The following is a 25,254-nucleotide window of genomic DNA, read 5'->3' as shown; positions in this document are numbered from 1 at the left end:
TGCCTGTCTGTGACACTGCACATAGCGCTCCGCAACATGGGGTTGCGACAGTCCCGGACCTGTTCGACCCGGGCCCAACGGGTCGGATGGGCGGATCCGAACCGTTTCGGCCGGACCTCCTTTCGCCGAGAATGCGCGACACCGCACTGTCTGATCCCGGTTACTGATAGGTTCGGCGACCTCTTCAGTGGCTTTGCAATTACGCGTAAGCATAGAGGGATTCTCAGACAAGGTAGGAGCGCTTGCTTTATAGGGCATAGGGCGAAGTCGTCGAAAGCGTTGCTACCGCAAAGCACTACACCAGCCTAGAGTTCGTTTGATCCAACAGGTTGATGTCAATTGTGAATGAAGATAATCAAATGAAAATCCCGTGGTTTAGCACCGCTTTGCTAAATCTACATTTCCTGTAATTGAATTAATAAACTGTCCTCGCAAATAAGTACTGCTATACTGAATGTGCACTTCGAGGTTAAGACAATGTTGTTTTTTATGAAGGGGTGAATCAAGATGAGAACCAGCAGCAAACGCATAATGGCGGCCATGGCTGCAGTGGCGGCCTTAAGTATGACATTGGCCGGATGCGGCTCCTCCGGCGGATCCGATGCCAGCAAGGGCGGTGACACCAAGTCGGGTGGCAAGGTCGAACTGACATACCTGCACCGTCTTCCTGACAAGCAGGGCATGACCATGGTCAAGGACACCGTGGCCAGGTGGAACAAGGATCACCCGAACATCCAGGTCAAGGCCACCAAGTTCAATGGCAGCCCCGGCGACCTGATCAAGAAGCTGGAGACCGACGTCAAGGCCGGTAATGCTCCCGATCTGGCCCAGGTAGGCTACGCTGAGCTGCCCGAGGTCTATACCAAGGGCATCGTTGAGGATGTCACTGCAGAGGCAGGCAAGTACTCCAAAGACTTCGCAGAGGGTCCCAGCAAGCTCATGAGCGTGGACGGCAAGGTCTTCGGTCTGCCCCAGGATACCGGTCCCATGGTCTACTACTACAACAAGACGGAATTCGACAAACTGGGCATTAAGGTCCCCACCACGGCCGAGGAATTCATCGAATCGGCCAAGAAGGCAGCGGCTCAGGGCAAGTACATCATGACCTACCAGCCCGATGGCGCAGGCATGGCCTTCTCCGCCCTTTCCGGCGCGTCATCTCCCTGGTACAAAATCAAGGACGGCAAGTGGGTCGTCAATGTTGATACGCCCGGCTCCAAGGCCACAGCCGACTTCTACCAGCAGCTGCTCGATGCCAAGGCGATGAACCTGACCCCCAGCACCGACCCCTCCTTCGCTGGCGCCTTCCATGACGGCTCCATCATCGGAACTGTTGACGCCGCCTGGAATGCCCCGATCATGATGGACTGGATCGGTGATGCCGGCAAGGGCCAGTGGAGGGTCACCCAGATCGGCGACTGGTTCAAGAACGGCGAGAAGACCGGGCCCAACGGCGGTTCGGGCGTTGCAGCCATCAAGGGCACCAAGCACAAGGCAGAGGCCATGGAGTTCCTGGATTGGTTCAACACCCAGGTGCCTGATCTGACCTCTCAGGGTCTGATTGTCGCGGCCTCCACCGAGAAGGCCAAGACCCCTCAGTCCTGGACCGAATTCTTCGGCGGGCAGGACGTGATGGCGGAGTTCGCCAAGGCCAACGCCAACATGGGCTCCTTCAACTACATGCCCGGATTCTCCGCGGTGAGCAGCGCCGTCGGCGAGGCTGCTGACAAGGCCGGCAAGGGTCAAGCCAAGGTCTCCGATGCCTTCGATGCAGCACAGAAGACATCCCTCGCCACACTGAAGGATTATGGCCTTCCGATCGCCAAGGATTGATCGGTAACCGCTCTTCGGCGGATACAGCAGGGAGGCCTTCCCTGACAATCTCACCAGGTTGGGGAACCCGGGTCTGTGGCCCGTGTTCCCCGCCTGCTGGAAGGTCGCTCGCCTTATAGGTTCCGAGAGGATGGGTTATTCACATGAGCCATCGAACAGCAGCTGAGGCAGGGGCTCAGAAGAAGGGGAGATCCGAGATCGTCAAACGCAACGAACGGACGGGTTGGGCATTCATGATGCCTTTCTGCATCCTCTTTGCGATTGTCTTCATCATCCCCATCGCCTATGCCGTCTATATGAGCTTCTTCCAGCAGGTGGCCTCGGGCGGCGGCGCCTACGGCGGGGGCGAGTTGATCAATAAGTTCGTCGGGTTGGAGAACTTCCGATTTACAGTCACCTCCGCAGCCTTCTGGACCGGCATCGGCAGGGTTCTAATCTACACGGTCATCCAGGTCCCGGTCATGATCATCGCCGCTCTGGCCCTGGCCATGCTTCTGGATTCCTTCATCGTCAAGCATGTCACCCCCTATCGGCTGGGCTACTTCCTGCCCTATGCCATCCCGGGCGCGATCGCGGCCATCATCTGGGTATTCCTTTACAACGACCAGTTCTCGCCCATCGTCAAGGGCCTGGCAGCCATAGGAATACACGTCAACTTCTTCGCATCCAACGCGCTGATCGCCTCCATGGCCAACATCACCACCTGGACCTTCACGGGCTACAACATGCTGATCTTCCTGGCAGCCCTCCAGGCCATCCCGCGTGACCTCTATGAGGCTGCCCGAATCGACGGAGCCAACGGTTTCCAGATCGCCATGAGAATCAAACTCCCCAACGTCAGGGGGGCCGCCCTCCTGGCCATGCTCCTGTCCATCATCGGCAGCATCCAGCTCTTCAACGAGCCCCAGGTCATGCAGACCGTCGACAAGGGCATATCGAACTCATACACCCCCATGATGATGGCCATGAACACATCACGAGGCATCCTCACCCCCAAGGGTGACGGTCCGGCTTCAGCCATCGCAATCGTCATGGCGCTGATTGCCGGGATCCTTGCCGCCCTCTACGCATACATCGAGAGGAAGGTGAACGAATCATGACCTCGGCCAATCCCGCACGCCTCGCAAAAAAGCAGGACAAGCTCCTCAAGCAGAAGGCCGATGAGCTGCCCCGCTCCATGAGGCCCACCAAGGTGGTCAAGATCACCACCATCGTGGTTCTGGTCTTCGCCCTGATCTACTTCCTCTTTCCCATCTACTGGGCCATCATCGCCTCTACCAAGTCGCCCTCCCAGCTGGTCAGCAGCAACGGCCTCTGGTTTGCTGTCGACCTGAAGAAGATTCCCCAGGCAGTGGCCACCAACTACTCGATCCTCCTGGGCTGGACCCACTCGCAGTTCTGGCACTGGGTCTTCAATTCCTTGATTTACTCAGGGGTTTCCGCCCTGATCGGCACGGTGGTTTCGGTCATGGCCGGGTATGGCACAGCCAAGTTCCAGTTCCGTGGCAGGGGCGTCGTCATGACCATCGCCATGTCCGCCCTGCTGATGCCCTCGGCCCTGATGACCATCCCCCAGTACTCCATCTTCAATGCCCTGCATCTGAGCAACACCATGCTGGCAGTGATCATCCCCTGCTCGGTCTCGCCCTTCGGTTTCTTCCTGGGAAGGGTATACGCCCAGAGTTCGGTACCTACCGAGCTTCTGGAGGCGGCCAGGATCGACGGTGCCGGTGAAGCCAGGATCTTCTTCACAATCGTGCTGAGGATTCTTGCGCCCGCCATGGTCACGATCTTTCTCTTCCTCTTCGTGGCCACCTGGAACAACTTCCTCCTGCCGCTGATGATGCTCTCCAGCGAGAACCTATTCCCGGTGACCCTGGGCCTCTATGGTCTGGTCTCTCTGCCGGTCTTTACCGATCGAGGGGCGCTGATGATGGGGTCGCTGCTGGGTGTTCTGCCGGTGATCATCCTCTTCTTCTGCCTGCAGCGGTTCTGGCAGGCTGGACTGACCGCCGGTTCGGTCAAGGAGTGAGAGTCCAAGGCTGCACACAGTTTTTCAGTCATTCCGTTACGAGATATTCCAAGGAGATTTGATTCAATGACCACGACCGGGCGCTTTACCCTGCCGGGCGAAGAGAACTTTGCCGAAAAGACCAAGGAGCTGGCCAAACTCTGGGGAGCGGATGCCATTCGCAATTCGGACGGCACCCGCTTGGACCAGGAGCTGTTGAACTTAGGGATGAAGGTGTACAGCGCCTACTTTCCTACTCGCGCCCACAACGAGTGGATCAGCAAGCACATGGACGAGACCCCGCAGGTCTACCTGATGTCTGAGCGCATACTGGCCCACGAAGACCAAGTGCAGATTCCCTTGATGGACCGCTACTTCGACCAGCAGCTCAGGCCCAACAGGGATGCCGACCCCCATCGGTACTGGGAGGTCATCGACCGCACCGCCGGACGGGTCCTGGACCAGTCGGAGTGGAGCCTGGATCCGGATCAGGACCTGGTTCGCGTGACCGGGGCCACCCCCATGCACGAGTACACGGCATCCTTCCTGGCCTACATCATCTGGGATCCGGTCGAGATGTACAACCACCTGACCAACGACTGGGGCGACAAGGAACACGAAATTCCTCTGGACATCTACCACCCTGCCACCCGAAAGTTCGTCATGGATGCCTATCGGCAGTGGCTGGATGAGAACCCGGCGACCGACGTGGTCCGGTTCACCACCTTCTTCTACCAATTCACGCTGATCTTCGACCAGCTCCACCGGGAGAAGCTGGTGGACTGGTTCGGATATGCCTGCACGGTCTCCCCCCAGGCCTTGGACGATTTCGAGACCCGATACGGTTACCGTCTGCGTCCAGAGGACTTCATCAACAAGGGCAGCTACAACTCCTCCTTCTGCATTCCTGGCAGGGCACAGCGCGATTGGATCGATTTCCTCTCGGATTTCGTGCGAGAGAACGTGAAGACCATGGTCGACATGACCCACCAGGCCGGCAAGGAAGCCATGATGTTCCTGGGAGACCAGTGGATCGGCACCGAGCCCTACAAGCCGGGCTTCGAGAAGTTGGGTCTGGATGCTGTGGTCGGGTCCGTGGGCGACGGCACCACCCTGCGCATGATCTCCGACATTCCAGGGGTCCGCTACACCGAAGGTCGGTTTCTGCCTTACTTCTTCCCAGATACCTTCCATGAGGGCAACGATCCCAGCATCGAGGGGCTGGACAATTGGCGCAAGGCCCGCAGGGCCATCCTGCGCAGCCCCATATCGCGCATGGGCTACGGCGGCTACCCATCCCTGGCGGCCAAGTTCCCCAAGTTTGTTCGGACCGTGGCCCGCATCGCAGACGAGTTCCGCGATCTGCATGACAGGACCAAGGGGAGGGCGGCCCAGGGACAGCTCAATGTGGCGGTGCTGAATTCCTGGGGCGCCATGCGGTCCTGGATGGCCTACACGGTGGCGCACGCCCTGCCCAACAAGCAGACCTACTCCTACTACGGGGTTCTGGAGGCACTGTCGGGCATGAGGGTGAACGTCCGCTTCATCAGCTTTGACGACATTCTGGCCCACGGCGTGGATCATGACCTGGATGTGATCATCACCGGTGGTCCGGCCGATACGGCCTTCAGCGGTGGCGGGGTCTGGAAGAATCCTGCCCTGCTGGAGACCCTGCGATCCTGGGTCGACGGGGGAGGGGCCCTGGTCGGCATAGGCCAACCGACTGCTCTGGAAAGAGAGGGGCGCTTCTTCCAATTGGCCGACGTTTTCGGCGTTGATCAGGAGCGCTTCCATACCCTTTCGGTAGACAAGTACTTCCCGAAGGTCACCGAGAGGCACTTCATCACCGCCGATCTGCCCGAGGACGGCAAGGCGGACTTCGGAGAGCCCGTAGTGAACACCTACTCCATCAACGAGGATGTCACCCTGCTCAGGGCCGACCAGGGTCAGGTGCAGCTGGCGGTCAACCAGTATGGCATGGGCCGTGGGGTCTACCTGTCCGGACTGCCCTATTCGGCCGTCAACGCCAGGCTTCTTGAACGGATCCTCTTCTATGCTAGTGGGCGACAGGACCGGTACGGGGACTGGAGCTGCACCAATCCTCATTGCGAGGTGGCCTACTTCCCGCAGGAGGGCGTCTACTGCGTCGTCAACAACACCGACTTGCCCCAGGAGACCAGCGTTCGTCAGGCAGACGGCCAGGTCAGAGACATCGTCCTGGAACCCAGCGCCATGGTCTGGCAGCAGGCATAGGCAGGTTCGGCAGGAAAGGGGCTATTATGACGACGGTTCAGGATCAGGAGCTGGCCGCGGTTGCCGCCCACTACCCACTCGAGGGGCGTGTGGAGAGCATTGCGCCTTATGGCAACGGGCACATCAATCAGACTTATCTGATACAGACGGACAAGCGTCGTTACATTCTGCAGCGAATGAATACCTCGGTTTTCCCTGATACGGCCTCCCTGATGCGCAATATCGAGTTGGTGACCGAATTCCTGCGCTCGCAGGGCCAGGAGACCCTGGACATCATCCGCAATAGAGAGGGCAGTACCTACTGTGAGCTGGCAAGCGGAGCCTGGCGGGTCTATGCCTTCATCGAGAACACGATCTCCTACGATCTGGTCCCTAGCCCAGATGTTTTTAGGGAAGCGGGCCAGGCCTTCGGACGATTCCAGAACTCCCTGGCGCTCTTCGATGCCTCTCAGCTGACCGAGACCATCGCCCACTTCCATGACACCCCCAAGCGGTTCGAGACCTTCAAACAGGCTGTTCAGGAAGATATCAAAGGCAGGGCATCCACCTGCCGGACCGAGATCGACTGGTATATGGAACGTGCCGACCAGTACCCGGTCATCATGGAAGGGCTGGCCGATGGATCCATTCCACTCAGGGTCACCCATAACGACACCAAGCTCAACAACATCCTGATGGATGCAGCCACCGGTAAGGCCAGGGCCATCATCGACCTGGACACGATCATGCCCGGATCCATGCTCTTCGATTTCGGCGACTCCATCCGTTTCGGCGCCTCGACAGCCCTGGAGGACGAGCGTGATCTGGATAAGGTTCATTTCAACCCCGATCTTTACCGTGCCTATGCTCAAGGGTTCCTGGGAGCCGTGGCCGGCAAGGCCGTGGACCGGGAGCTGAGCCTCTTCCCGGCTTCCTGCAGGATTATGACCCTGGAGTGCGGCATGCGCTTTCTGACCGACTACCTTCAGGGCGACACCTATTTCGCCACCGCCTACCCGGAGCACAATCTGGTGCGGACCCATACCCAGATGCGCTTGGTGGAGGAGATGGAGGCTGACGATGCCCGCATGCAGGAGATGACCGCCCAGGTGGTCGAAGAGGTGAGGAGCTGATGCTGAACCGGGTTTACCGGAGCCTTGACGCTCTAATCGGGTACGCCTGTGCCTGTCTGGACCTGGACCCGTCCGATGTCGACTGGGCTCGCAATCAGATCCTGGCGCTTTTCTCCTTGGACTCCTACGATTCCGGGGATGGATCTGCTGATCCCGCTCCCGGTGGCGTCGATGATCTCCTGGAATCCTTTATGCAGGCCTTGGAGGGCGCCGGGCTTATGGTTCAGGATGATGCCCCCTCCATGGCAGATACGGTTATGGGAATCCTGTCCTCCAGGCCATCCCAGCTGCAGCGGCGCTTCACGCAGGTGGAGAGGGCCCAGGGTGGTATGGCCGCCATGCACTGGTTCTACGACTATTGCGTTAAAAACACCTACATCAAGAAGTCCCGTCTGGATAGGAACCCTTGTTTCTCCTCCGGGGGCGTGGTGGTCACCATCAACCTGGCCAAGCCGGAATTCAAGGATATGAAGAAGGCTGCGGCGGGCAACAGCACCGCAGGCGGGTATCCCAAGTGCACCATCTGCCATGAAAATGAGGGCTTTGCCGGGCGCGACAAGCGCACACTGCGGACCATCCCCCTGACTCTGGGCGGGCATGACTGGTTCTGGCAGTTCTCGCCCTATGGGTACTTTCGCGAGCATGGCATCTGTGTCAACGCTGATCACACCCCCATGCACGTGGACCGGGACACCTTCGGGAACCTGCTGGATTTTGTGGACCGTTTCCCCGGCTACTTCCTAGGCTGCAACGCCGCCCTGCCCCGCATTGGCGGATCCGTTTTGGCCCATGACCATTATCAGGGCGGAGGAGAGCGCCTGCCTGTGCATCAGGCCAGGGCTTGGCGGACCCTGCACTTGGGCGGCCACCCTGATACTCCTATCGAGATTCTGGACTGGCCGGGGACCGTGGTCAGAGTGGTTTCGCCATTGCGGCAGGAGATTATTCAGGTCAGCGAGACCATCAGGCAGGCCTGGGTGGATTACGACAACCCGGACCTAAACATCGCCAGCCAGGGGCCAGAAGGACGGCAATCAGCCCTTTCGCCCAGCCTGGTCAAGACCGACCGAGGCTATGAGATGAGCCTGATCCTGCGTAATAACGGTGTCAGTCCGGAGTTTCCGGATGGTATCTTCCACGTGCACCCGGAGTTCTATCCGGTCAAGCAGGAACCCATCGGGCTGATTGAGGCCCAGGGGCTCTTCGTCCTGCCCGGAAGGCTGGTCGGCCAGCTTGCCTGCCTGGAGAAGGCCCTGGTGGCAGGTACCGGGCTTCCCGAACAAGTAGCCGACTTCAACTTGGAGTATGGCGAAATTACCAAGGCTCTGCAGGGGTCGCATGATCCGGACCAGGTTCATGAGGCCCTTAAGAGTGAGATTGGCAGTGTCTGCGCCCGGATCCTGGGCAACACCGCAGTCTTTAAGCGGCCCGAACAGACCGAGGAATTCCTGCGGGGGCTGGGTTGCCGGTAGGTGGCGTAGATGAATAACACCAATGACAGGGGATGACCGATGGGCGGAACAATCATGGGCGGAAACCAACCGATCGCGAGGCAGGGCGCCACGGACTCCTGGGAGACCCTGCGTACTCAAGTAATGGAAGTGCACCTCAGGCCCGACTTTCCTTCGGTGATTGACTATCGGCTGAAAGCACCTCAGGCTGAAAGAACCATGCTTGGGCAGGTCCGGGATCTGCGTCTGGTGGCCATCAACGGCGTCGAGATTGAGCTGGGTCCTGACAAGGTGGAGCTGGAGCGGGAGAATGAGACCAGTCTGGTCTATCGACTTCATGTGATTGCTGCGGGTCAGGGGATCGATGCGGTTTTGGCAGTCCGCATTTCAGTCGAGGACGCCTCTCTGAGCTTTAAGGTGATCTCGATTGGGAACCTGGCCGGCCCCGACCATCCAGTCCAGACGGTGGCCTTCCCCGGACAATGCCTGATTTCCGTGACCAGCACTCAGGCGGATGCGGAGTTTACCGGCGCTCGCATGTCTGCGGACGTCTCCATCAGTGGCGATGTACACCGGGCGGTCACCGAGCAGATGGAGGAGGATCCTATTGGGCAGGACTACATGTATGGCTTCCTCTCCGCAGATGGCCTCAGTGCCGGCCTCTGGAGCAACTCCGAGCACGATGGGACCACCGCCAGCAAAACGGGAACCGGCGGCGCGCAGAACACCAGGGTTCTGGCGGTTCGCGACCAGGTGGACGGAGTCACCGTCCTCGGTCTGACCAGCGCACCTTGGATATACAACCGGGTGGTCCAGGATTCCCACGGACGCTCTTATACGGTCGGGGAGACGGACAAGCCCGCCATGGCAGTGGCTCTGGCCGGAGACTTGAACGATGACGGGGTGGTCAACTGGCAGGACGGCGCCATCGCCTTCAGGCACATCATGAACAATCCGTATGGTTCTGATGACATTCCGGACCAGGTGGCACGACGCATAGCCATGAACTTCGGCTCTCAGGCCCAGAATCCCTTCATGACAACCTTGGATAACGTCAAGCGGGTGGCCCTGGCCACCGATGGCCTAGGTCAGTCCATCCTTCTCAAAGGTTATGGCAACGAGGGCCACGACTCCGGCCATCCGGACTACGACGACATCGGTCGACGAATCGGCGGAGTCAAGGATATGAATGCTCTGATGGACAGGGGCAAGGCCTATGGGGCCCGGTTCGGAGTCCACGTCAATGTAGACGAGATGTATCCCGAGGCCAAGGCCTTTTCCGAAGACATGATTCGCGGGGACGGCAAGGGCGGCCTCTGCTACGGCTGGAACTGGCTGGACCAGACTGTGGGCATCGATGGCATCTACGATCTGGCCTCTGGCGCCAGGAGGGAGCGCTTTGCCGCCCTCGCCCGTGAGGTCGGTGACAGGATGGACTTCGTGTACGTGGATGTCTGGGGCGATGGGACCTCGGGGGAGGAGGATTCCTGGCAAACCCGGCAGCTCTCGAAGATTCTGACCGATAACGGGTGGGGGATTGGCACGGAGTACGCTTCGGCCAACGAGTATGATGCCTCCTTCCAGCATTGGTCCCTGGATTTGACCTATGGATCTCCCCATGACAAGGGTGAGAACTCCCAGGTCATGCGGTTTCTGCGCAACCACCAGAAGGACAGCTGGATAGGTGATCACCGAGCCTTCGGAAGCGCAGCCAACGCCCCGCTCCTGGGCGGCTACAGTATGAAGGACTTCGAGGGATGGCAGGGGCGCAACGACTTCGATGCCTATATGGATAACCTCTACACCTGCGACCTCTCGACCAAGTTCATCCAGCACTTCAGAATCATGGCCTGGTACAACGACCCCATCAATGTCGATTCAGTGCGTGACTCGACCAGGAATCAGGGGAACGAACAGATTGAGCTGGTCAATGATCAAGGTGACAGGCTGGTCATCTCCAGGGGTTCCAATGATCAGGCATTGCCCGTCTACCGCGAGCGCACGATGATGCTGAATGGCCGCGTGGTGCTTGTCGGCGATTTGGAGGCCAATGACCCCAAGGCCGACAAGCCTGGGCTTGAAACCGGAACCGGCGCAGGGGCATATCTGCTGCCCTGGGTCTGGGATGCCAATACAGGGGACCGGCTCAATCCAGATGAGCAGAAGCTCTACCACTGGAATACTGCAGGCGGCTCAACCACCTGGGAGCTCCCGGAATCGTGGCGCGATGCCTCTGCTGTCATCGTCTACCGGCTGACCGACCAGGGCAGATCGGAGCCAAGGGAGATTCCGGTGGTGCAGGGGAGCCTCACCCTGGATGCCAAGCCCAGAACACCCTACCTGGTCTGCCGGCATGCGGGCCAGGGGGTTCAGGTGGACTGGTCGGGAGAGCATCTAGTGGATGCAGGGTTCAACGGCGGCGAAAGGCTGCTCCAGTCGGTCTGGTCCGTGAAGGGGCCCGGGCGTGCCTCGATCACCAAGGGTCAGTGCGCCAATCCCATGCTCAGGCTTGAGGGTTCGGTCTGTGCTGTGCAACCCCTGACCAACCTGGTGCCAGGCAAGAGGTATGCCCTCTATCTAGGGCTTGACAACCGTGGCGGCCAGGTCAAGCTGAGTGTGGAAGCGGACCAGGGTGGGGTGCTGGCTCGCAATATGAGCGGCCCGAGCATTGCCAAAAACTATGTCAAGGCCTACGCCCATAACACCGATGCCCCAACGACTGACGGCAGCAGCTACTTCCAGAATGCCTATCTTTTCTTCATGGCTCCCAAGGGTGGGCAGACCCGTCTGGCCTTGGCGCATGAAGGGGAGGGCGCCGCCTACTTTGACGACATTCGCCTGGTTGAGAACGACTACGACGGCATCAGCTTGGACCAGGACGGTCATCTGGCTGAGCTTACCTGTGACTTCGAGGATAACGTCCAAGGCATCTGGCCTTTTGTGGTGGCTGGTGCTGAAGGGGTGGAAGACAACCGAATCCACCTGGCCCAGCTGCATGAGCCCTTCACGCAGGCCGGGTGGACGGTCAAAAGAATGGACGATGTCCTCCAGGGTGACTGGTCTCTGAAAGTCAACGGTCTGACTGGAAGACGAGCTCTCCTCTTCCAGACCATTCCCCAGAACGTCCCCTTTGCGCCGGGTCGACGCTACAGAGTCTCGTTCGACTACCAGTGTGGCTCGGACGGCATTTACGCCCTGGCAACAGGTAGAGGCGAATACCCCGCTGAGGATCTGAACCTGTATCCCTTGCACAAGGCTCTAGGGGTCACCGCCAGATGCGAGTTCGAGCTGACTGGCGATGCGAATGGCGATACCTGGTTCGGCATTTACTCCACTGACAGACAACCAGATCTGGAAGGCAGCAGCGGCTCGGAGGCCAACATGGCTGGCTACCAGGATCTGGTTGTCGATAATCTGCGGATTACCAGTCTCTAGTCAGAGATTCCTGAGTCAAGACGGAAGGGTTGCATGGTCAATTTCCTTAACTTGTTCTTGGCCACACTAAGTAAAAACAGCCGGTCGCGCTTATATTGATTCGTCCATTTCAGGCTCGACGCTGGGTCAGCTGGTAGGCCGTCAGGAGGACGATCAGCCAGATGGGCCCGGCGATGACGGCTACCCGGTAGCTGGGCGAGAAGCACATGAGTACCACGATCATGGCCAGGAAGGCCAGGACCGCCCAAGGGGTCACCCGGGCAAAGGGCAGCTTGAAGTGCAGGGCGTTCAGAGCGCTCTCGCCGGTCTTGCCCGCCAGGTCGCCCGGCCCCTCGCCTCGTGCCACGGCACGCCGGAAGAGCATCTCGGTCACCATGATCATGGACCAATTGATGATGGCCGAGATCGTGGCGATGCTCATCAGGTAGTTGAAGGCGAACTGGGGCCAGAGGAAGACCACGACCACGGCCAGGGCGATGATGCAGGCCGAGGTCAGCACTCCTGCGTAGGGCACGCCTCCCTTGGACAGGCGGCTCAGGTACCGGGGGGCATTGCCCTGCCGGGCCAGGGAGAAGAGCATACGGGAGTTGGAGTAGAGGGCCGAGTTGTAGACGCTCATGACTGCGGTCAAACAGACGAAATTGAGGATGCCCGCGGCCGCGTGGACCCCAACCGAGTCGAAGATCTGAACGAAGGGGCTGACGACCATACCTTGCGCGTTGGGCTTGCCGATGGCATTCCAGGGGACCACGGCCATGATCACCCCAAGCGTCAGGATGTAGAAGACCAGGATCCTCCAGATGATGGCATTGGTGGCCTTGGGGATGGTCCGACGGGGATCGGAGGCCTCCCCGGCGGTAATGCCAATGAGCTCGGTGCCGCCGAAGCTGAACATGACCACCGCCAGTGACATGAGCAGACCGGTCCACTGGCCATTGGCCCCGTGACGCATGAGTCCGTTGGGCAGGAACCCGCCGCCTACGGTGAACCAGTTGGCGAAGGAGGCCCGCAGTCCGTTGGCCGTGGGCAGGGCCATGACTACGACGGCCAGGCCGCCTATGATCATAGCGATGATGGCCGCGATCTTGATGATGGCGAACCAGAACTCAAACTCGCCGAACTTGCTGACCCCCATCAGATTGGCGGCCGTGATGACCACCAGGAAGAAGGCTGCAGAGACCCAGGCGGGTATTGCCGGGAACCAGAAGTTGACGAATGTGCCCACCACGGAGAGTTCGACCATGGATACCAGGACGTAGTTCATCCAGTAGTTCCACCCCGAAACGAACCCTGCCCGCTTGGACCAGTAGCGGGTGGCGTAGTAGCTGAAAGCGCCGGACTTGGGGTCTTCCACGCTCATTTCGCTCATGGCCCTGACGATCATGAAGATGGCCAGACCGCCTATCAGATAGGCGATGATGATGGCCGGCCCTGCCAATGAGATGGATTCCCCGGACCCGTAGAAGAGTCCCGTCCCTATGGCGCCGCCCAGCGAGATGAGCTGGATGTGCCTGTTCTTCAGGGTTTTGCGCAGATCCTTGCCCTGCGACTCCTTGGGTTGATCCATGGGGATGTCATTCCTTAGGTGGTAGTTGTCAGCTGAATGTGACCGGCTGACAGGGCCAACCCTATAGGAGTCGGTCCGAGCGGAATGAACATGCCTTTGCATTATGGAATAGAGGCGTCCGCCATGTGAGATGTTCAATTCACCAAATCGTGACCGTTGGGTCCTACTATGGGCGTCGGTGCCTGCCGTCTGCTCCTGGTTATCGACACCTCTGTGGTATTGCTGTCCTACCGGCCTTGTTGGGATGCCCCTTCCTGGACGGCGATGATTAATGGGTTGTGAAGACAAGGAGGTGCAGTCGCATGAACCGTACGGGCAATGGCCCTTTGGCACAGCAGAATCAAGGTGACAGCGCCTCGGCAGGCGACGGCATGGAACGCGGTCTGAGCAACCGACATGTACAGTTCATCGCCATTGGCGGCACCATCGGCACCGGGCTCTTCCTGGGGTCGGGCAAGTCCATAGCCCTGACCGGTCCCTCCATCATCCTGGTCTACATCGGCGTCGGCGTGATCATGTACCTGCTCATGCGGGCCATTGGCGAGCTCATGTATCGCAGCCCCGTCCAGCACACCTTCATCGCCTTCATCAGCCGCTACCTGGGCCAGGGTTGGGGGTCCTTCGCCGGCTGGTCCTACTGGATCGTGCTCATCCTGATCGGCATGTCCGAGCTGACTGCCGTGGGCACCTACTTCGTCACCTTCTTTGGCACCTTCGGCATTGATCTGAGCGCCTGGCGGGGTCTGATCGAACTCTGTTTCCTGGCGGCCATGGTGTGCATCAACCTGATTGCCGTGCGGGTTTTCGGGGAGACCGAGTTCTGGTTCTCCATGATCAAGATCACCCTGATCCTGGCCATGATTGCCACAGCTGTGGTCATGGTCATCATGGGATTCCACTATCCTGCCGTTCACATGCCGGGACAGGATCGAATCAGCCCGGCCGGCCATGCGGGCCTGGACAACATCACCACTGGCCTGAGCCTGGCACCCAACGGGTGGATGGCCTTCTTCATGAGCTTCCAGATGGTCTTCTTCGCCTACGAAATGATCGAGTTCGTGGGGGTCACCGTCTCCGAGACCCAGAATCCCCGTAAGGTCCTGCCCAAGGCTATCAATCAGATCATCCTGAGGGTGCTGATCTTCTACGTGGGCGCCCTGGTCGCCATCATGCTGATCGTGCCCTGGCGCTCCTTCCGCCCCAATGCCGACGGCAGCTTCACCTCGCCATTTGTTATGGTCTTCCGCTACGCCGGGGTCGACTGGGCGGCCGCCCTGGTCTTCTTCGTGGTCATCACGGCAGCCAGCTCCTCGCTGAACTCCCTGCTCTATTCAGCCGGCCGCAACCTCTTCCAGTTGGCCGCCGCCGGCCACTCTCCGGTGATGCGCAGCCTGCATACGATTTCACGCCGTGGCAAGGTGCCCGCCCGGGCCATCATTCTGTCCGGAGTGTTGATCCTCTTATCTCCGGTGCTGCATATGCTGCCCGGCTTCGAGAACACCTTCGTTCTGTTCACCTCCTGCTCCAGCGCGGTCATCATCTTTATCTACATCCTGACCTTGCTGGCTCACCGCCGTTACCGGACCAGCCCGGACTTCATGCCTGATGGGTTTATCATGCCTGCCTACCGGGTGACGGGAGCCGTTGCCATCGCCTTCTTCGTCCTGATCTACCTCTCGCTCTTCCTGGCTCCCGACACCCGGTATCCGGCCATACTGGGATTGGTCTGGCTGCTGGTCTTCGGTGGCATCTGCCTGTGGAAGCATAAGGGTGAGCCGAAGTCAGTCGACTGACCATCAGCAAGTGTGGGCGCATTATATGGCCTCAAAACACTATAAACAAGTCTGTTTTTCCACTTGTGCTTGGGCTAGATTGATTTTCGGTACTTGTCAAATCGGCCTTCGTTTCTCGCAGGCTTGATAACGAGGGACTGACGAAGGAGATCATCGCCCATGGTTGCACAGGTCGGCAGGACGCGAATGGCCAGGATCACTGGCACCCTGCTCTCATGCCTGCTGTTAGCTCTGATATTCCTGTCCCTGCAGACCCCGCAGTCGGCCATGGCGGCGAGCGGAGCCACGGATTATGACAACTGGACTCAAGTGGCTGGCTCCGTGTCCCGTCAGCTGGATAGAGGGTGTGAGGACTATGCCCGGGGGGATCGCGCGGGAGCTGCTTCGCAATTCATGGGAGCCTACAACGTGGGCTACGTGGGCTCCGGATTCGTCTCTGTCGTGGAGTCGACCCTGGGGCAGGACAGGCGCAACGCTCTGGACGGGCAGTTCCAGGCCCTGCAGGGCCAGGCCTATGCCCCGGATGCCGGGCAGGCCCTGACCCAAGGCAGTGAAAAGCTCAAAGCCGATCTGGCTGCTGCGGCCACCCAGCTGGATGCCACCCAAGGGTTGGCCAATCCCCGTGCCTATGCCAAGGCCCAGCAGGAACAGATCAAGGCTGACCGTCGACGGCTGGATGCAGCCAAGAAGCATCGGAACACCGGCAAAGGCAATCGGACTTGGACCCAGGTGGCCCACGAGATGACGCCGATTCTCGATCAGGCGCTCGCCCAGGCATCCAAGGGACAGGGCCAGGCGGGATCCGACCTGGTCAACAAGGCCTATTACCAGTATTACGAAAAGCTGGGCTTCGAGAAGAACGTCATGAACGCCATCAGCGGCAACAGGGTCTCCCAGGTCGAGTACCAGTTCAAGGAGACCCGGATGGCCATGGTGGCGGGCAAGCCGGCCAAGACCCTGGTGAACGATCTTAAGAGCATGCTGGTTGAGGACGCAGCCATTCTGGACGGAGGTGCCGCGGACCAGGTCAATGGGTGGACGTCCTTCCTGACATCCGCCTTCGGCCAGGCTTTCGTGGTCCTGCTACGGGAGGGTCTGGAGGCCATCCTGGTGGTGGCGGCCATCATCGCCTACCTGGTCAAGTCCGGTCATAAAGACAAGGTCCGGCACATCTACTGGGGCATTGCGGCAGGTCTGGTGGCCAGCGGGCTGGTGGCCCTGCTCTTCACCCTGCTCTTCAACGGGAATGGCCCCCAGCAAGAGATCCTGGAGGGCGTGGTGGCTCTGGTGGCCATGCTCATGCTGCTCTACACCAGCAACTGGATGCTCTCCAAGTCCTCTGTGGAATCCTGGAACCACTACATTCAAAGCCGGACGGTGGCTGCTATCTCGAAGGGCAGTGTGATCTCCCTGGCCCTGCTTTCCTTCCTGGCGGTCTTCCGCGAGGGGGCTGAGACGGTCATGTTCTACCAGGCCATCTTCGCCATGGCTCCTGGTGGCTCACGGGAGATTTGGACCGGCTTTGCGGCTGCCGCCGTGGTCCTGGTCATCGTTTTCGTGCTCATCCGCTTCACCTCGGTCAAAATTCCCATCCGGCCCTTCTTCATCATCACCAGCCTGCTCATGGCGGTTATGGTGGTCATTTTCGCCGGGGGCGGCGTCCATGCCCTGATCGAGGGCGACCTGGTGCCGGCCACCTATCTACCCGGCGTGCCCACCAGCGACTGGATCGGGCTGTATCCATACACGCAGACCATAGGCGCCCAGATCCTGGCGGCCCTGGTCGTGGTCGTGCTGGCAATTGTGTCGACCCGCCGCCTGCACAAGCAGGAGCAGGCGCAGTCGAATCAGGACTCCGGCGGGTCGTCGTCGGCGACCGTCCATCAGACGGAAGCCGAGCAGGCCGTCGAAGGGGCTGTGCCCTCTGAGGTCACGGCATCCATGCAAACATCAAAGAGCGAAGGACAATCATGAAGAAGAGACAATTGACCGCCCTGGTCGCGCTGGTGCTCTCAGGCACCCTGGCCTTGGCGGGGTGCGGCTCCAGCGGGTCAGGCACCCGTGAGGCCCCCGCGCCTGAGGCTTCTGGCTCCTCCCAGTCCTCGGCGGGCAAGGGGGCCGGGTTCGAAGAGATCCCCATTCCGCCCGACGATCAGCAGAAGGGCCCCCTGAACATCGGCACGGTCTTCTTCCAGCCCATCGACATGGAGCCCGCCTCCATGGGTCTGAAGGCGGCAGATGCCAGCCTGCATTTGGAGGCTGATATCCACGCCCTGGCCAACAACAACCTGGGATATGCCAAGGGTGAGTTCGTTCCGGATCTGACCGTCAACTACACCATTCAGAACAAGGATGATCCCAACGATAAGCAATCCGGCACCTTCATGCAGATGAACGCCTCGGATGGCCCTCATTATGGAGCCAACATCAAGATGGAGAAGGCTGGATCCTACAAGCTGACCTATTCCATCGACTCTCCTGAGAAGAAGGGCTGGATGCTGCACGTCGACCCGGAGACTGGCGTGAAGGGACACTTCTGGACCGAGCCCATCGTAGTCAGCTGGGACTGGGACTACACGCCCCACCAGTGGTAAGCTGCTATGCACCATGCTTGAGCAATTTGTCACGGTCTTGCCGGGGACACTGGCCCCGGCCCTCTTGGTCATGATTTTCAGCGTGCTTCTAGGGGTGGGCGAGGGCCGCGATCGGCCCCGTTCCTCCTCCTGGCGGCTGATTGGCCTGGGGGTTGGCGTGCTGGGGGCGCTGGTTTTTGCCCTCCTGCGCGCCACCGTGATCATCAACCGGCGAACCATGGTCAACTACCCGACCCTGGTAGCCTGCGTTCTGACCGATCTGGCGGCCATCGTGGTGGTGCTGGTCGCCGACCGGCTGGTTTCAGACTGGCATCGCCGCCCCTGGGCCATGGATCTGGCCAATGCCCTGGCGGCCCTGGCCATAGCCCTGACCACCTTCCGTGCCCTGCCTGACGTCATCCTGCAGCTTACGGCCTTTGTGGAACCGGGGGAGCCGGTGATGACCTCGGCCATGCTTCTGAGGGCCCTGGGCTTCCTGTTCGGTCTGGCTGCCGCTGTGATAGTGGCTGCCATTCTGAGGACCATGCATACCTCCTGCCCCCGGATAGCCTTCCGTCTGGCCGCCCTGCTCATGGTGGTCCTGCTGCTGGTCCGGCACGGCGTAGCCCTGGTGGCCCTGATGCAGACCACCGGTCTGGTTCTTCTGCACGGCTGGGCCTTCCGGGTCATGGCCCTGGGATACAACGCCGACCTGATCCTGGTTCTTGCCCAGGTCTTGGTCTTCATCATTCCTGTCCTGGCCTGCTTGGTTGCAGGCTGGCGCATGCCGGTGACCGGAGCCTCCACAGCCGACGACCGCAGCCACCGGGCCTTCCGCCGACGGGCCCTGGCATCAGCGGTCTGGAGCCTGGTGGCCATGATCGGCGTCACCCTGGCCCTGACGGTGGGTACCGCCAAGGCCCACCAGGTGCCTGTGCTCTCGCCTCCGGAGAAGTATTCCTTGACCTCCGATACGGCCACCATTCGTTTCTCCCAGGTGGAGGATGGCCACCTGCATCGATTCAGCTACCGGGCCAAGGACGGCACCGAGATGCGCTTCATCATCATCCGCAAGAATGGCGCGGCCTACGGGGTCGGGCTGGATGCCTGCGAGAACTGCGGGGATGCGGGCTATTACGAAAAAGACGGCAAGATTATCTGCAAGAAGTGCGACGTAGCCATCAACCTGGCCACCATCGGGTTCAAGGGCGGCTGCAATCCCGTTCCCTTGCCTTACAAGACCGGCCGGGGCGCCATACTGATCAGTACCGCCGACCTGGATGCGCTGTCTTCGCACTTCAAGAGCTGAAAAAAGGGAAGGAGCGGTTGGTATGTTCTTCATGCGAATGATGCTGCGGTCATTCAGCCGCCAGTTCGGGCGAAGAATGCTCATCGCCGTCACGGTCTGCCTGTCGGCCTGCGTGGCCACGGCCATGCTGGGGGTGGTCTTTGACGTTGGCGACAAGCTCAACGCAGAACTGTCCACTTATGGATCCAACATTACGGTCCAGGCCAAGGCTGATGCAGTGGTCTCCGACCTCTATGGCGACCAGGAGGGTGGCCCCTCAGGCGACGAGTCAACGCCGACAGCCTTCCTCAAGGAGTCCCAGGTGCCCAAGATCAAGACCATCTTCTGGGCCTACAACATCACCGACTTTGCCCCCCGTCTGGATCTGCGCGGCACCGTGGACCAGGTCGGCGCCCCCCTGGTGGGCACCTGGTTCGGCCGGACCGTCAAGGTCGATAGCGGTGAGAGCAGCACCGCAGGTCTGAAAGGCCTTCGGCCCTGGTGGAAGGTTCAAGGACGCTGGCCCAAGGATGAGGCTGGGTCCGGCGGCAGGACCGAGGCCATGATGGGCAAAGAGCTGGCTGCACGACTGGGCGGCCGTCAGGTCGGCGACCAGGTCAAGGTGGGTCTGGATGGTAAACAGCAGACCGTCACCATTGTGGGCATCTTCGACTCCGGTGATGCTGATGCTTCCTCCCTCTATCTGCCCACCAGGGCGTTGCAGGAGATGTCCGGCCTGACCGATCAGATCGACCAGGTGGAGGTCAAGGCCCTGACCACGCCCGAGAACGACTTGGCCCGCAAGGCCGCACGAAACCCTGCTGCCCTCTCCCAGGACGAGTGGGAAACCTGGTACTGCACGGCTTATCCGTCCTCCATCGCCTACCAGATCGAGGAGGCCATACCCGGGTCTATGGCCAAGCAGGTCAGACAGGTAGCAGCTCTGCAGGGCGATGTTCTGCAAAAGACCCAGGCGGTCATGATCCTGATGACCGTGCTCAGCCTGCTGGCGGCAGCCATCGCCGTGGCCAACCTGATGGCGTCCTCCATATCCGAGAGGTCCTCGGAATTCGCCCTGCTCAAGGCCTTGGGCGCCACCGATGGGGCTGTGTCCCGATTGGTGCTGGCCGAGACGGCCCTGATCGCCTTGGCCGGAGCTCTGGTCGGCGCTCTGCTGGGTTCCGGCGTGGCCCAGATCGTAGGCAGGGTGGTATTCGGCTCAGGTATCACCATGAGGCCCATGGTCTTCGTGCTGGTCTTCGTGCTGCTAGCCCTGACTGTGCTGCTGGCATCCATCTCGTCCATCAGATCGATTCTGCGGCTTCGGCCGGCGGAGGTGCTTCATGGCCGCTGATCGCCATACAAGCCATATGACCAATACCCGCATGTTCCTGACCATGCTCTTTGGGGCCGTCTTCCGTCGTCGGGGCCGGGCCCTGATGGCCGTGGTGGCCTCCCTGGTGGGGGCGGCCACCCTCTTCTGCCTGGCGGCGGTCTGCATTGAGGCTCCCAGGCAGATCAACCAGGAGATGCGCTCCTACGGGGCCAATCTGGTCGTCTCGCCCATTCAGGGGGGCAACCGGTCCGGCTCCGGCATCGAACAGGGCATGGTGGATCACACCACCCACATGGTGACTGCCAAGGCCCCGGCCCGGTACGCCACCTATCGATATGAGACGGTGCAGGTCAATGCCGGGGCCCGTGAGATGGCCGGCATCCACCCCGACCAGGTGCGTCAGCTCAACCGTCACTGGAGTGTTGAGGGATCCTGGCCGCAGTCCGGTTCAGTCATGGTGGGGCGGGATCTGGCAGATTCACTGGGGCTGACCACCGGCAAGCAGATAACTATTGGTTACCCCGCTGGAAAGGTCACCGCAACAGGTAAGACCGGGGAGCAGGGTCGTGACTTTCGTGTGGGAGGCATTGTCGATACTGGCGGTTCTGAAGATCGGATCATTTACGCCGACCTGGCTGACCTGGAGCTCCTGACCGGGGCCAAGCGAGGAACCGATGTCATCGAATACTCGGTCAACACCATGACTTCGGGGCTGAAGACCATCGCTGCCAGCATCAACGATATGACCTCCATGGGGGTCAAGGCCCGACCGGTCACCAGGATCACAGCGGGTGACAGCCATACCATCGCCATGCTCCAGTCGCTCTTCTGGCTGGTTTCGGTGGTGGTGCTGGTCCTGACCTTTGTGGGCGTGGGGACTACCATGGCATCCATCGTCTCCCAGCGACGCAGCGAGATCGGCCTGCGCAAGGCCTTGGGTGCCTCATCGCGGGGGATAGCCATGGAGTTTTTGGCTGAGTCGGCCTGCTACGGATTGGCTGGAGGCCTGATTGGCACCGCTCTGGGCTATGGCTTTGCCCGGCTACTCTGCCTGTCCGTCTTCCAGCGGCCGCTGGGCTTCAACTGGTGGCTGGCCCTGGGCACGGTCCTGCTGAGCGTGGCCATATCCATGATCGCATCCATCCGGCCGGTTCTCCGGGCTTCGCGTATCGACCCGGCCCTGGTTTTGAGGGAGGAATGACAATGACGCAGGCAAAGGCGAGCGAGGGCCAGTCAGGTGGCGGCATGCTGCTGGATCTGGACCATGTATCCAAGATCTACGGCGATCTGCACGCCCTGGATGATCTGAATCTGAGCGTCCCGCAGGGCCAGTGGCTGGCTGTGGTGGGGTCCTCCGGCTCAGGCAAGACCACACTGATGAACATTCTGGGTTGCATGGACACGCCCAGCCGGGGCTCGGTCCGTCTGCAGGGGCGGCCGCTGGAGGATCTGAGCCAGTCCCAGCTGGCCGATGTGCGCAAGAACGTGATCGGCCTGGTCTTCCAGAAGTTCTACTTGGTTCCGCATCTGACCGCCCTGGAGAACGTCATGGTGGCCCAGTACTACCACTCGGTGGTGGATGAGGACCAGGCCATGAAGGCCCTGGATCGGGTGGGTCTGGCGGATCGAGCCCGCCATCTGCCCAGCCAGCTTTCGGGCGGCGAGCAGCAGCGGGTCTGCGTGGCCCGGGCGCTGATCAACGAGCCCAAGCTGATCCTTGCTGACGAGCCCACTGGCAACCTGGACGAGGCCAATGAGCGGATCGTACTGGACCTCTTCCGGCAACTGCATGACCAGGGAACCTCCCTGATTGTGGTCACCCACGATGCCCTGGTGGCCTCATGCGCCCAGCGCGAGATCATGCTCAACCACGGTGTGCTGGCCGGCGAGCAGTGGAATGATGAGGAGGCCAAGCGGGCCTACCTGGCAGCTGGAGGTCGACCAGCCTTCAGTGGCGCTCCTGGCGACACCGGGGACCAGGATATTCCCGTGGGCTTCCATGACCCCACTAAGATGGCCAAGACAGGTGGGTCTCTGCCGGGATCGGGATCGGCCGCTAAGTCAGAAGGAGGACGCTGAGATGGCCACAAGCAAGTCTCGGGGGCTGGTTACAGCCTCGGCAACGTTGGCGACCCTGGTGGCGGTCGGTTCTCTCCTAGGCGGTTGTGGAAGCCAACAGGCCAAGCCCATGGATGACGAGTTCGCAGGATCGAGCGCCGAGTCCAGCTCTGCTCCAGGGTCAGCGGAAGGATCAGGTGAGGCGGGCGAGGGCAAGCCCACGGCCGTCTCCCGCGATGGACTGCCGACCGCTCCTGCTGATACGGGCAACTATCATGACGGCACCTACGCCCTGACGGGCAAGTACGGGCATGACGGGGCTGACAGTATTGATGTGGATCTGGACCTGTCCGGAGGCCAGGTGACCCGGGTCCAGGTCCAGGGGCATTCGGACTCGCCCATTTCACGCGGTCACATGGAACGCTTCGCTCAGGCTGTGCCTGGTGTAGTCCAAGGACGCCCGCTCAAGGACCTCAAGGTGCAGAAGGTGGCTGGGGCCAGCTGGACCTCGGACGCCTTCAATAAGGCCCTGGATTTGGCCCGGCTGGAGGCTTCGGCGGATAGGTCGTCCTGAAAACTGGGCTGTACGGTGACGGAAACAAAAAGGGGCGAGGATTCAACTCCTCGCCCCTTTTCAGGCCTTTATACTACCGATCCCACCAGGGCCGCAGCGGATAGGTGTCCGTGCCGGTCTCGGGATCGGGCTTGATGCACTGGAACTGGTGTATCTGAATGTTGTCGAGCTCGAAGTTGAGCCGCGCGCCGGCCATGTACAGGCCCCAGAGCCTCGCCTTGGGCGCCCCCACCATGGGCTTGGCCTGATCCCAATGCTCCTGGAGGTTCTCGGTCCAGTGCTTGAGGGTCAGCGCATAGTGCTGACGCAGATTCTCCTGGGTGATGACCTCGAAGCCAGTGTCCTGGATGGCCAGTTCGATCTCGGCCGGGCTGGCCAGCTCGCCGTCGGGGAAGATGTAGCGGTCGATGAAGCCGCCGGCCCGCTTGTGGTCGTGGGAGTTGGTGCGGGTGATCTGGTGGTTGAGCAGGATGCCGCCCGGACGCAGCTTGTCCATCATCTCCTTGAAGTAGGAGGGGTACTGCTTGTAGCCCACGTGCTCCATCATGCCGATGGAGCAGATTCCGTCGAAGCCGGACTCGGGGACGTCGCGGTAGTCCATCAGCCTGACCTCGGCCAGATCCTGCAGTCCCTCCTGGCGGATCCAATTCTGGGCCCACTCGACTTGTTCCTCAGCCAGGGTCACGCCGATGACGTGGATGCCGCGGCGGGCGGCCGCGATCTCCATGGAGCCCCAGCCGCAGCCCACGTCCAGCAGACGGTCGCCCTTGTTCAGGTGCATCTTGTCCAGAACCATGTTGAGCTTATGCCACTGAGCATCCTCCAGGCTGCCGTCGGCCTTCTCGAAGACGGCGCAGGTGTAGGTCATGGAGGAACCCAGGAAGAGCCGGTAGAAGTCGTTGGACTGGTCGTAGTGGTAGCTGACGGTGGCTGCGTCGCCCCGACGGGTGTGGGGGCGGATGCCCTCGGTCAGTCGCTTGGCCAGGGATGGCCCTTCGATGGCCGGCGGCTCGGGCACGCGCACCCCGTGTGAGAAGACGGCCGCAGCTGCCCGTGCCAGCTCCATCTTGCTGGGGTGCTTGACGAAGTGCTTAAGGCCCATCAGTTCCTTGAGAACCTGGTAGGGGTTGCCTGGCAGCAGCTCGGGAGAATCCAGATCACCCTGCAGGTAGGCGCGGGCCAGACCAAGGTCGTTGGGATTTTCCGTGATGTAGTACATGGCACGGGAATTCTTGACTTCCAGATGCAGCGGTGCCTGGTCCTGCCCGAAGACCGACCCGTCGAAGGCGGTCACCTGCACAGGCGCGTCAGGGGTGAGGAAGAGCCCGATCATCTCGGCTACAGTCATCTTGCTTTTGGCCATGAAGCCCCCTTGTGTGACCCGGACATGACCGAACATGGCGGGTCTGGTAGTTAGTGGATACAAGTACTGTCTTCACCCTACCCCTGACACTGGTCCCTATCGCTGTCATGTTCGGTGAATTATTCCGCATGGGAAACCTTGCCTGGGTACAGACTCTTTGGTAAGGCTGAACATGGAGGCGAGCAGGAAATGACCAGCAGCGGATCAGTGTCGGCCCGGGCAGATGAGGCCTGGATTCAGGACACGCTTGCCAGGTTGGGGCATTCGCGCTTCCGCGCTGGATTCTCTTTATCGGCCAAGGATCGAGCCTACGCCCGTGCCAAGGGCAGGGATACCATCGACCGCCACGCCCATGAGATGCTGGCCAAGCGTGTGGGGCCTGCCCGCCCTTTGAAGGACGGCAAGCAGACCCCCTACCGCGGGCATCCGGTTTTCACGGCCCAGCATGCCACGGCCACCTGCTGCCGCGGATGCATCGAGCGCTGGCATCACATCCCGCGTGGCCGTGCTCTTACCGATGCCGAGGTGGATGCCCTAGCCAGACTGGTCATGGCCTGGATAGAGCGGGATTTGGTCAATCATCCGGTCCGTCCGGCCTGACGGACCG

General features: G+C 60.6%; 18 protein-coding genes and 1 riboswitch. Of the genes, 16 read left to right on the top strand and 2 right to left on the bottom strand.

The genetic code is table 11. The features are described from left to right. Nucleotides 1-14: 14 nt before the first annotated feature. Nucleotides 15-193: riboswitch (Lysine riboswitch) on the bottom strand. Between the two features lie 314 nt (nt 194-507). The 7 genes from P273_RS0103335 to P273_RS0103305 all read left to right on the top strand — a co-directional run bounded on the left by P273_RS0103335 (nt 508) and on the right by P273_RS0103305 (nt 12,095). Beyond that, nucleotides 508-1,833 carry an ABC transporter substrate-binding protein gene (locus P273_RS0103335; protein WP_024627074.1) on the top strand — a complete coding sequence of 442 codons (1,326 nt, stop codon included), beginning with the start codon at nt 508-510 and terminating at the stop codon, nt 1,831-1,833. Nucleotides 1,834-1,976: 143 nt separating this feature from the next. After that, nucleotides 1,977-2,933 (top strand): carbohydrate ABC transporter permease, encoded by a 957-nt coding sequence (locus P273_RS0103330; protein ID WP_024627073.1) that lies wholly within the window; start codon nt 1,977-1,979, stop codon nt 2,931-2,933. Then, on the top strand, nt 2,930-3,865 hold the full coding sequence (locus tag P273_RS0103325) for a carbohydrate ABC transporter permease (RefSeq protein ID WP_024627072.1): 936 nt from the start codon (nt 2,930-2,932) through the stop codon (nt 3,863-3,865). The genes P273_RS0103330 and P273_RS0103325 overlap by 4 nt, the downstream gene beginning before the upstream one ends. Nucleotides 3,866-3,931: 66 nt before the next feature. Then, entirely contained in the window at nt 3,932-6,097 is a 2,166-nt protein-coding gene (gene gnpA, locus P273_RS0103320; protein WP_024627071.1) for a 1,3-beta-galactosyl-N-acetylhexosamine phosphorylase, read from the top strand. 26 nt (nt 6,098-6,123) lie between these two features. Then, a complete protein-coding gene (locus tag P273_RS0103315; protein WP_024627070.1) occupies nt 6,124-7,209 on the top strand; it encodes a phosphotransferase enzyme family protein in 1,086 nt (361 codons plus the stop codon). After that, the gene (locus P273_RS0103310; protein WP_024627069.1) at nt 7,209-8,681 is read left to right on the top strand and encodes a UDP-glucose--hexose-1-phosphate uridylyltransferase; all 1,473 of its coding nucleotides are present in this window, start codon (nt 7,209-7,211) and stop codon (nt 8,679-8,681) included. The genes P273_RS0103315 and P273_RS0103310 overlap by 1 nt, the downstream gene beginning before the upstream one ends. Nucleotides 8,682-8,720: 39 nt before the next feature. After that, on the top strand, nt 8,721-12,095 hold the full coding sequence (locus P273_RS0103305; protein ID WP_051354102.1) for an endo-alpha-N-acetylgalactosaminidase family protein: 3,375 nt from the start codon (nt 8,721-8,723) through the stop codon (nt 12,093-12,095). A gap of 109 nt (nt 12,096-12,204) precedes the next feature. On the opposite strand, the gene P273_RS0103300 is transcribed toward P273_RS0103305, so the two are convergent. Continuing rightward, nucleotides 12,205-13,662: an amino acid permease gene (locus P273_RS0103300; RefSeq protein WP_024627068.1), complete on the bottom strand. Its 1,458-nt coding sequence runs from the start codon at nt 13,660-13,662 to the stop codon at nt 12,205-12,207. Nucleotides 13,663-13,964: 302 nt separating this feature from the next. Between P273_RS0103300 and P273_RS0103295 the strand changes: the two genes are divergently transcribed. The 8 genes from P273_RS0103295 (at nt 13,965) to P273_RS0103260 (ending at nt 23,284) form a co-directional block, all read left to right on the top strand. Beyond that, the gene (locus P273_RS0103295; protein WP_024627067.1) at nt 13,965-15,455 is read left to right on the top strand and encodes an amino acid permease; all 1,491 of its coding nucleotides are present in this window, start codon (nt 13,965-13,967) and stop codon (nt 15,453-15,455) included. A 159-nt stretch (nt 15,456-15,614) separates the two neighbouring features. Then, nucleotides 15,615-17,429 (top strand): FTR1 family protein, encoded by a 1,815-nt coding sequence (locus P273_RS0103290; RefSeq protein ID WP_024627066.1) that lies wholly within the window; start codon nt 15,615-15,617, stop codon nt 17,427-17,429. Next, on the top strand, nt 17,426-18,049 hold the full coding sequence (locus P273_RS0103285; protein WP_024627065.1) for an iron transporter: 624 nt from the start codon (nt 17,426-17,428) through the stop codon (nt 18,047-18,049). Before P273_RS0103290 ends, P273_RS0103285 begins: the two co-directional genes overlap by 4 nt. A 13-nt stretch (nt 18,050-18,062) precedes the next feature. Then, nucleotides 18,063-19,337, top strand: a complete 1,275-nt coding sequence (locus P273_RS0103280; RefSeq protein WP_024627064.1) for a DUF2318 domain-containing protein — start codon at nt 18,063-18,065, stop codon at nt 19,335-19,337. Nucleotides 19,338-19,359: 22 nt separating this feature from the next. Continuing rightward, on the top strand, nt 19,360-20,670 hold the full coding sequence (locus tag P273_RS0103275; RefSeq protein ID WP_024627063.1) for an ABC transporter permease: 1,311 nt from the start codon (nt 19,360-19,362) through the stop codon (nt 20,668-20,670). 16 nt (nt 20,671-20,686) lie between these two features. Next, a complete protein-coding gene (locus P273_RS0103270) occupies nt 20,687-21,853 on the top strand; it encodes an ABC transporter permease (protein ID WP_024627062.1) in 1,167 nt (388 codons plus the stop codon). Between the two features lie 44 nt (nt 21,854-21,897). Beyond that, nucleotides 21,898-22,731 (top strand): ABC transporter ATP-binding protein, encoded by an 834-nt coding sequence (locus P273_RS0103265; protein WP_024627061.1) that lies wholly within the window; start codon nt 21,898-21,900, stop codon nt 22,729-22,731. 1 nt (nt 22,732) lies between these two features. Beyond that, a complete protein-coding gene (locus tag P273_RS0103260; protein ID WP_024627060.1) occupies nt 22,733-23,284 on the top strand; it encodes a hypothetical protein in 552 nt (183 codons plus the stop codon). Between the two features lie 73 nt (nt 23,285-23,357). On the opposite strand, the gene P273_RS0103255 is transcribed toward P273_RS0103260, so the two are convergent. Next, nucleotides 23,358-24,647, bottom strand: coding sequence for a class I SAM-dependent methyltransferase (locus P273_RS0103255; RefSeq protein ID WP_024627059.1), 1,290 nt, complete (start codon nt 24,645-24,647; stop codon nt 23,358-23,360). 189 nt (nt 24,648-24,836) lie between these two features. Between P273_RS0103255 and P273_RS0103250 the strand changes: the two genes are divergently transcribed. Further along, a complete protein-coding gene (locus P273_RS0103250) occupies nt 24,837-25,247 on the top strand; it encodes a DUF4186 domain-containing protein (protein ID WP_029676085.1) in 411 nt (136 codons plus the stop codon). Nucleotides 25,248-25,254 lie beyond the last annotated feature (7 nt).

Origin of the sequence: Bifidobacterium sp. A11 (assembly GCF_000499185.1) — a bacterium.
GTDB lineage: Bacteria > Actinomycetota > Actinomycetes > Actinomycetales > Bifidobacteriaceae > Bombiscardovia > Bombiscardovia mizhiensis.
This window is presented reverse-complemented; position numbering and strand designations above follow the sequence as displayed.

Bases quoted from the DNA above. Each gene is read 5' to 3' on its own strand.
- P273_RS0103290 (WP_024627066.1), top strand. From the start codon at position 15,615: ATGGTTGCACAGGTCGGCAGGACGCGAATGGCCAGGATCACTGGCACC.
- P273_RS0103305 (WP_051354102.1), top strand. From the start codon at position 8,721: ATGGGCGGAACAATCATGGGCGGAAACCAACCGATCGCGAGGCAGGGC.
- P273_RS0103250 (WP_029676085.1), top strand. From the start codon at position 24,837: ATGACCAGCAGCGGATCAGTGTCGGCCCGGGCAGATGAGGCCTGGATT.
- P273_RS0103265 (WP_024627061.1), top strand. From the start codon at position 21,898: ATGCTGCTGGATCTGGACCATGTATCCAAGATCTACGGCGATCTGCAC.
- P273_RS0103315 (WP_024627070.1), top strand. From the start codon at position 6,124: ATGACGACGGTTCAGGATCAGGAGCTGGCCGCGGTTGCCGCCCACTAC.
- P273_RS0103330 (WP_024627073.1), top strand. From the start codon at position 1,977: ATGAGCCATCGAACAGCAGCTGAGGCAGGGGCTCAGAAGAAGGGGAGA.
- P273_RS0103300 (WP_024627068.1), bottom strand. From the start codon at position 13,662: ATGGATCAACCCAAGGAGTCGCAGGGCAAGGATCTGCGCAAAACCCTG.
- P273_RS0103335 (WP_024627074.1), top strand. From the start codon at position 508: ATGAGAACCAGCAGCAAACGCATAATGGCGGCCATGGCTGCAGTGGCG.
- P273_RS0103280 (WP_024627064.1), top strand. From the start codon at position 18,063: ATGCTTGAGCAATTTGTCACGGTCTTGCCGGGGACACTGGCCCCGGCC.
- P273_RS0103295 (WP_024627067.1), top strand. From the start codon at position 13,965: ATGAACCGTACGGGCAATGGCCCTTTGGCACAGCAGAATCAAGGTGAC.
- P273_RS0103255 (WP_024627059.1), bottom strand. From the start codon at position 24,647: ATGGCCAAAAGCAAGATGACTGTAGCCGAGATGATCGGGCTCTTCCTC.
- P273_RS0103260 (WP_024627060.1), top strand. From the start codon at position 22,733: ATGGCCACAAGCAAGTCTCGGGGGCTGGTTACAGCCTCGGCAACGTTG.
- P273_RS0103275 (WP_024627063.1), top strand. From the start codon at position 19,360: ATGTTCTTCATGCGAATGATGCTGCGGTCATTCAGCCGCCAGTTCGGG.
- P273_RS0103270 (WP_024627062.1), top strand. From the start codon at position 20,687: ATGACCAATACCCGCATGTTCCTGACCATGCTCTTTGGGGCCGTCTTC.
- P273_RS0103285 (WP_024627065.1), top strand. From the start codon at position 17,426: ATGAAGAAGAGACAATTGACCGCCCTGGTCGCGCTGGTGCTCTCAGGC.
- P273_RS0103310 (WP_024627069.1), top strand. From the start codon at position 7,209: ATGCTGAACCGGGTTTACCGGAGCCTTGACGCTCTAATCGGGTACGCC.
- gnpA (WP_024627071.1), top strand. From the start codon at position 3,932: ATGACCACGACCGGGCGCTTTACCCTGCCGGGCGAAGAGAACTTTGCC.
- P273_RS0103325 (WP_024627072.1), top strand. From the start codon at position 2,930: ATGACCTCGGCCAATCCCGCACGCCTCGCAAAAAAGCAGGACAAGCTC.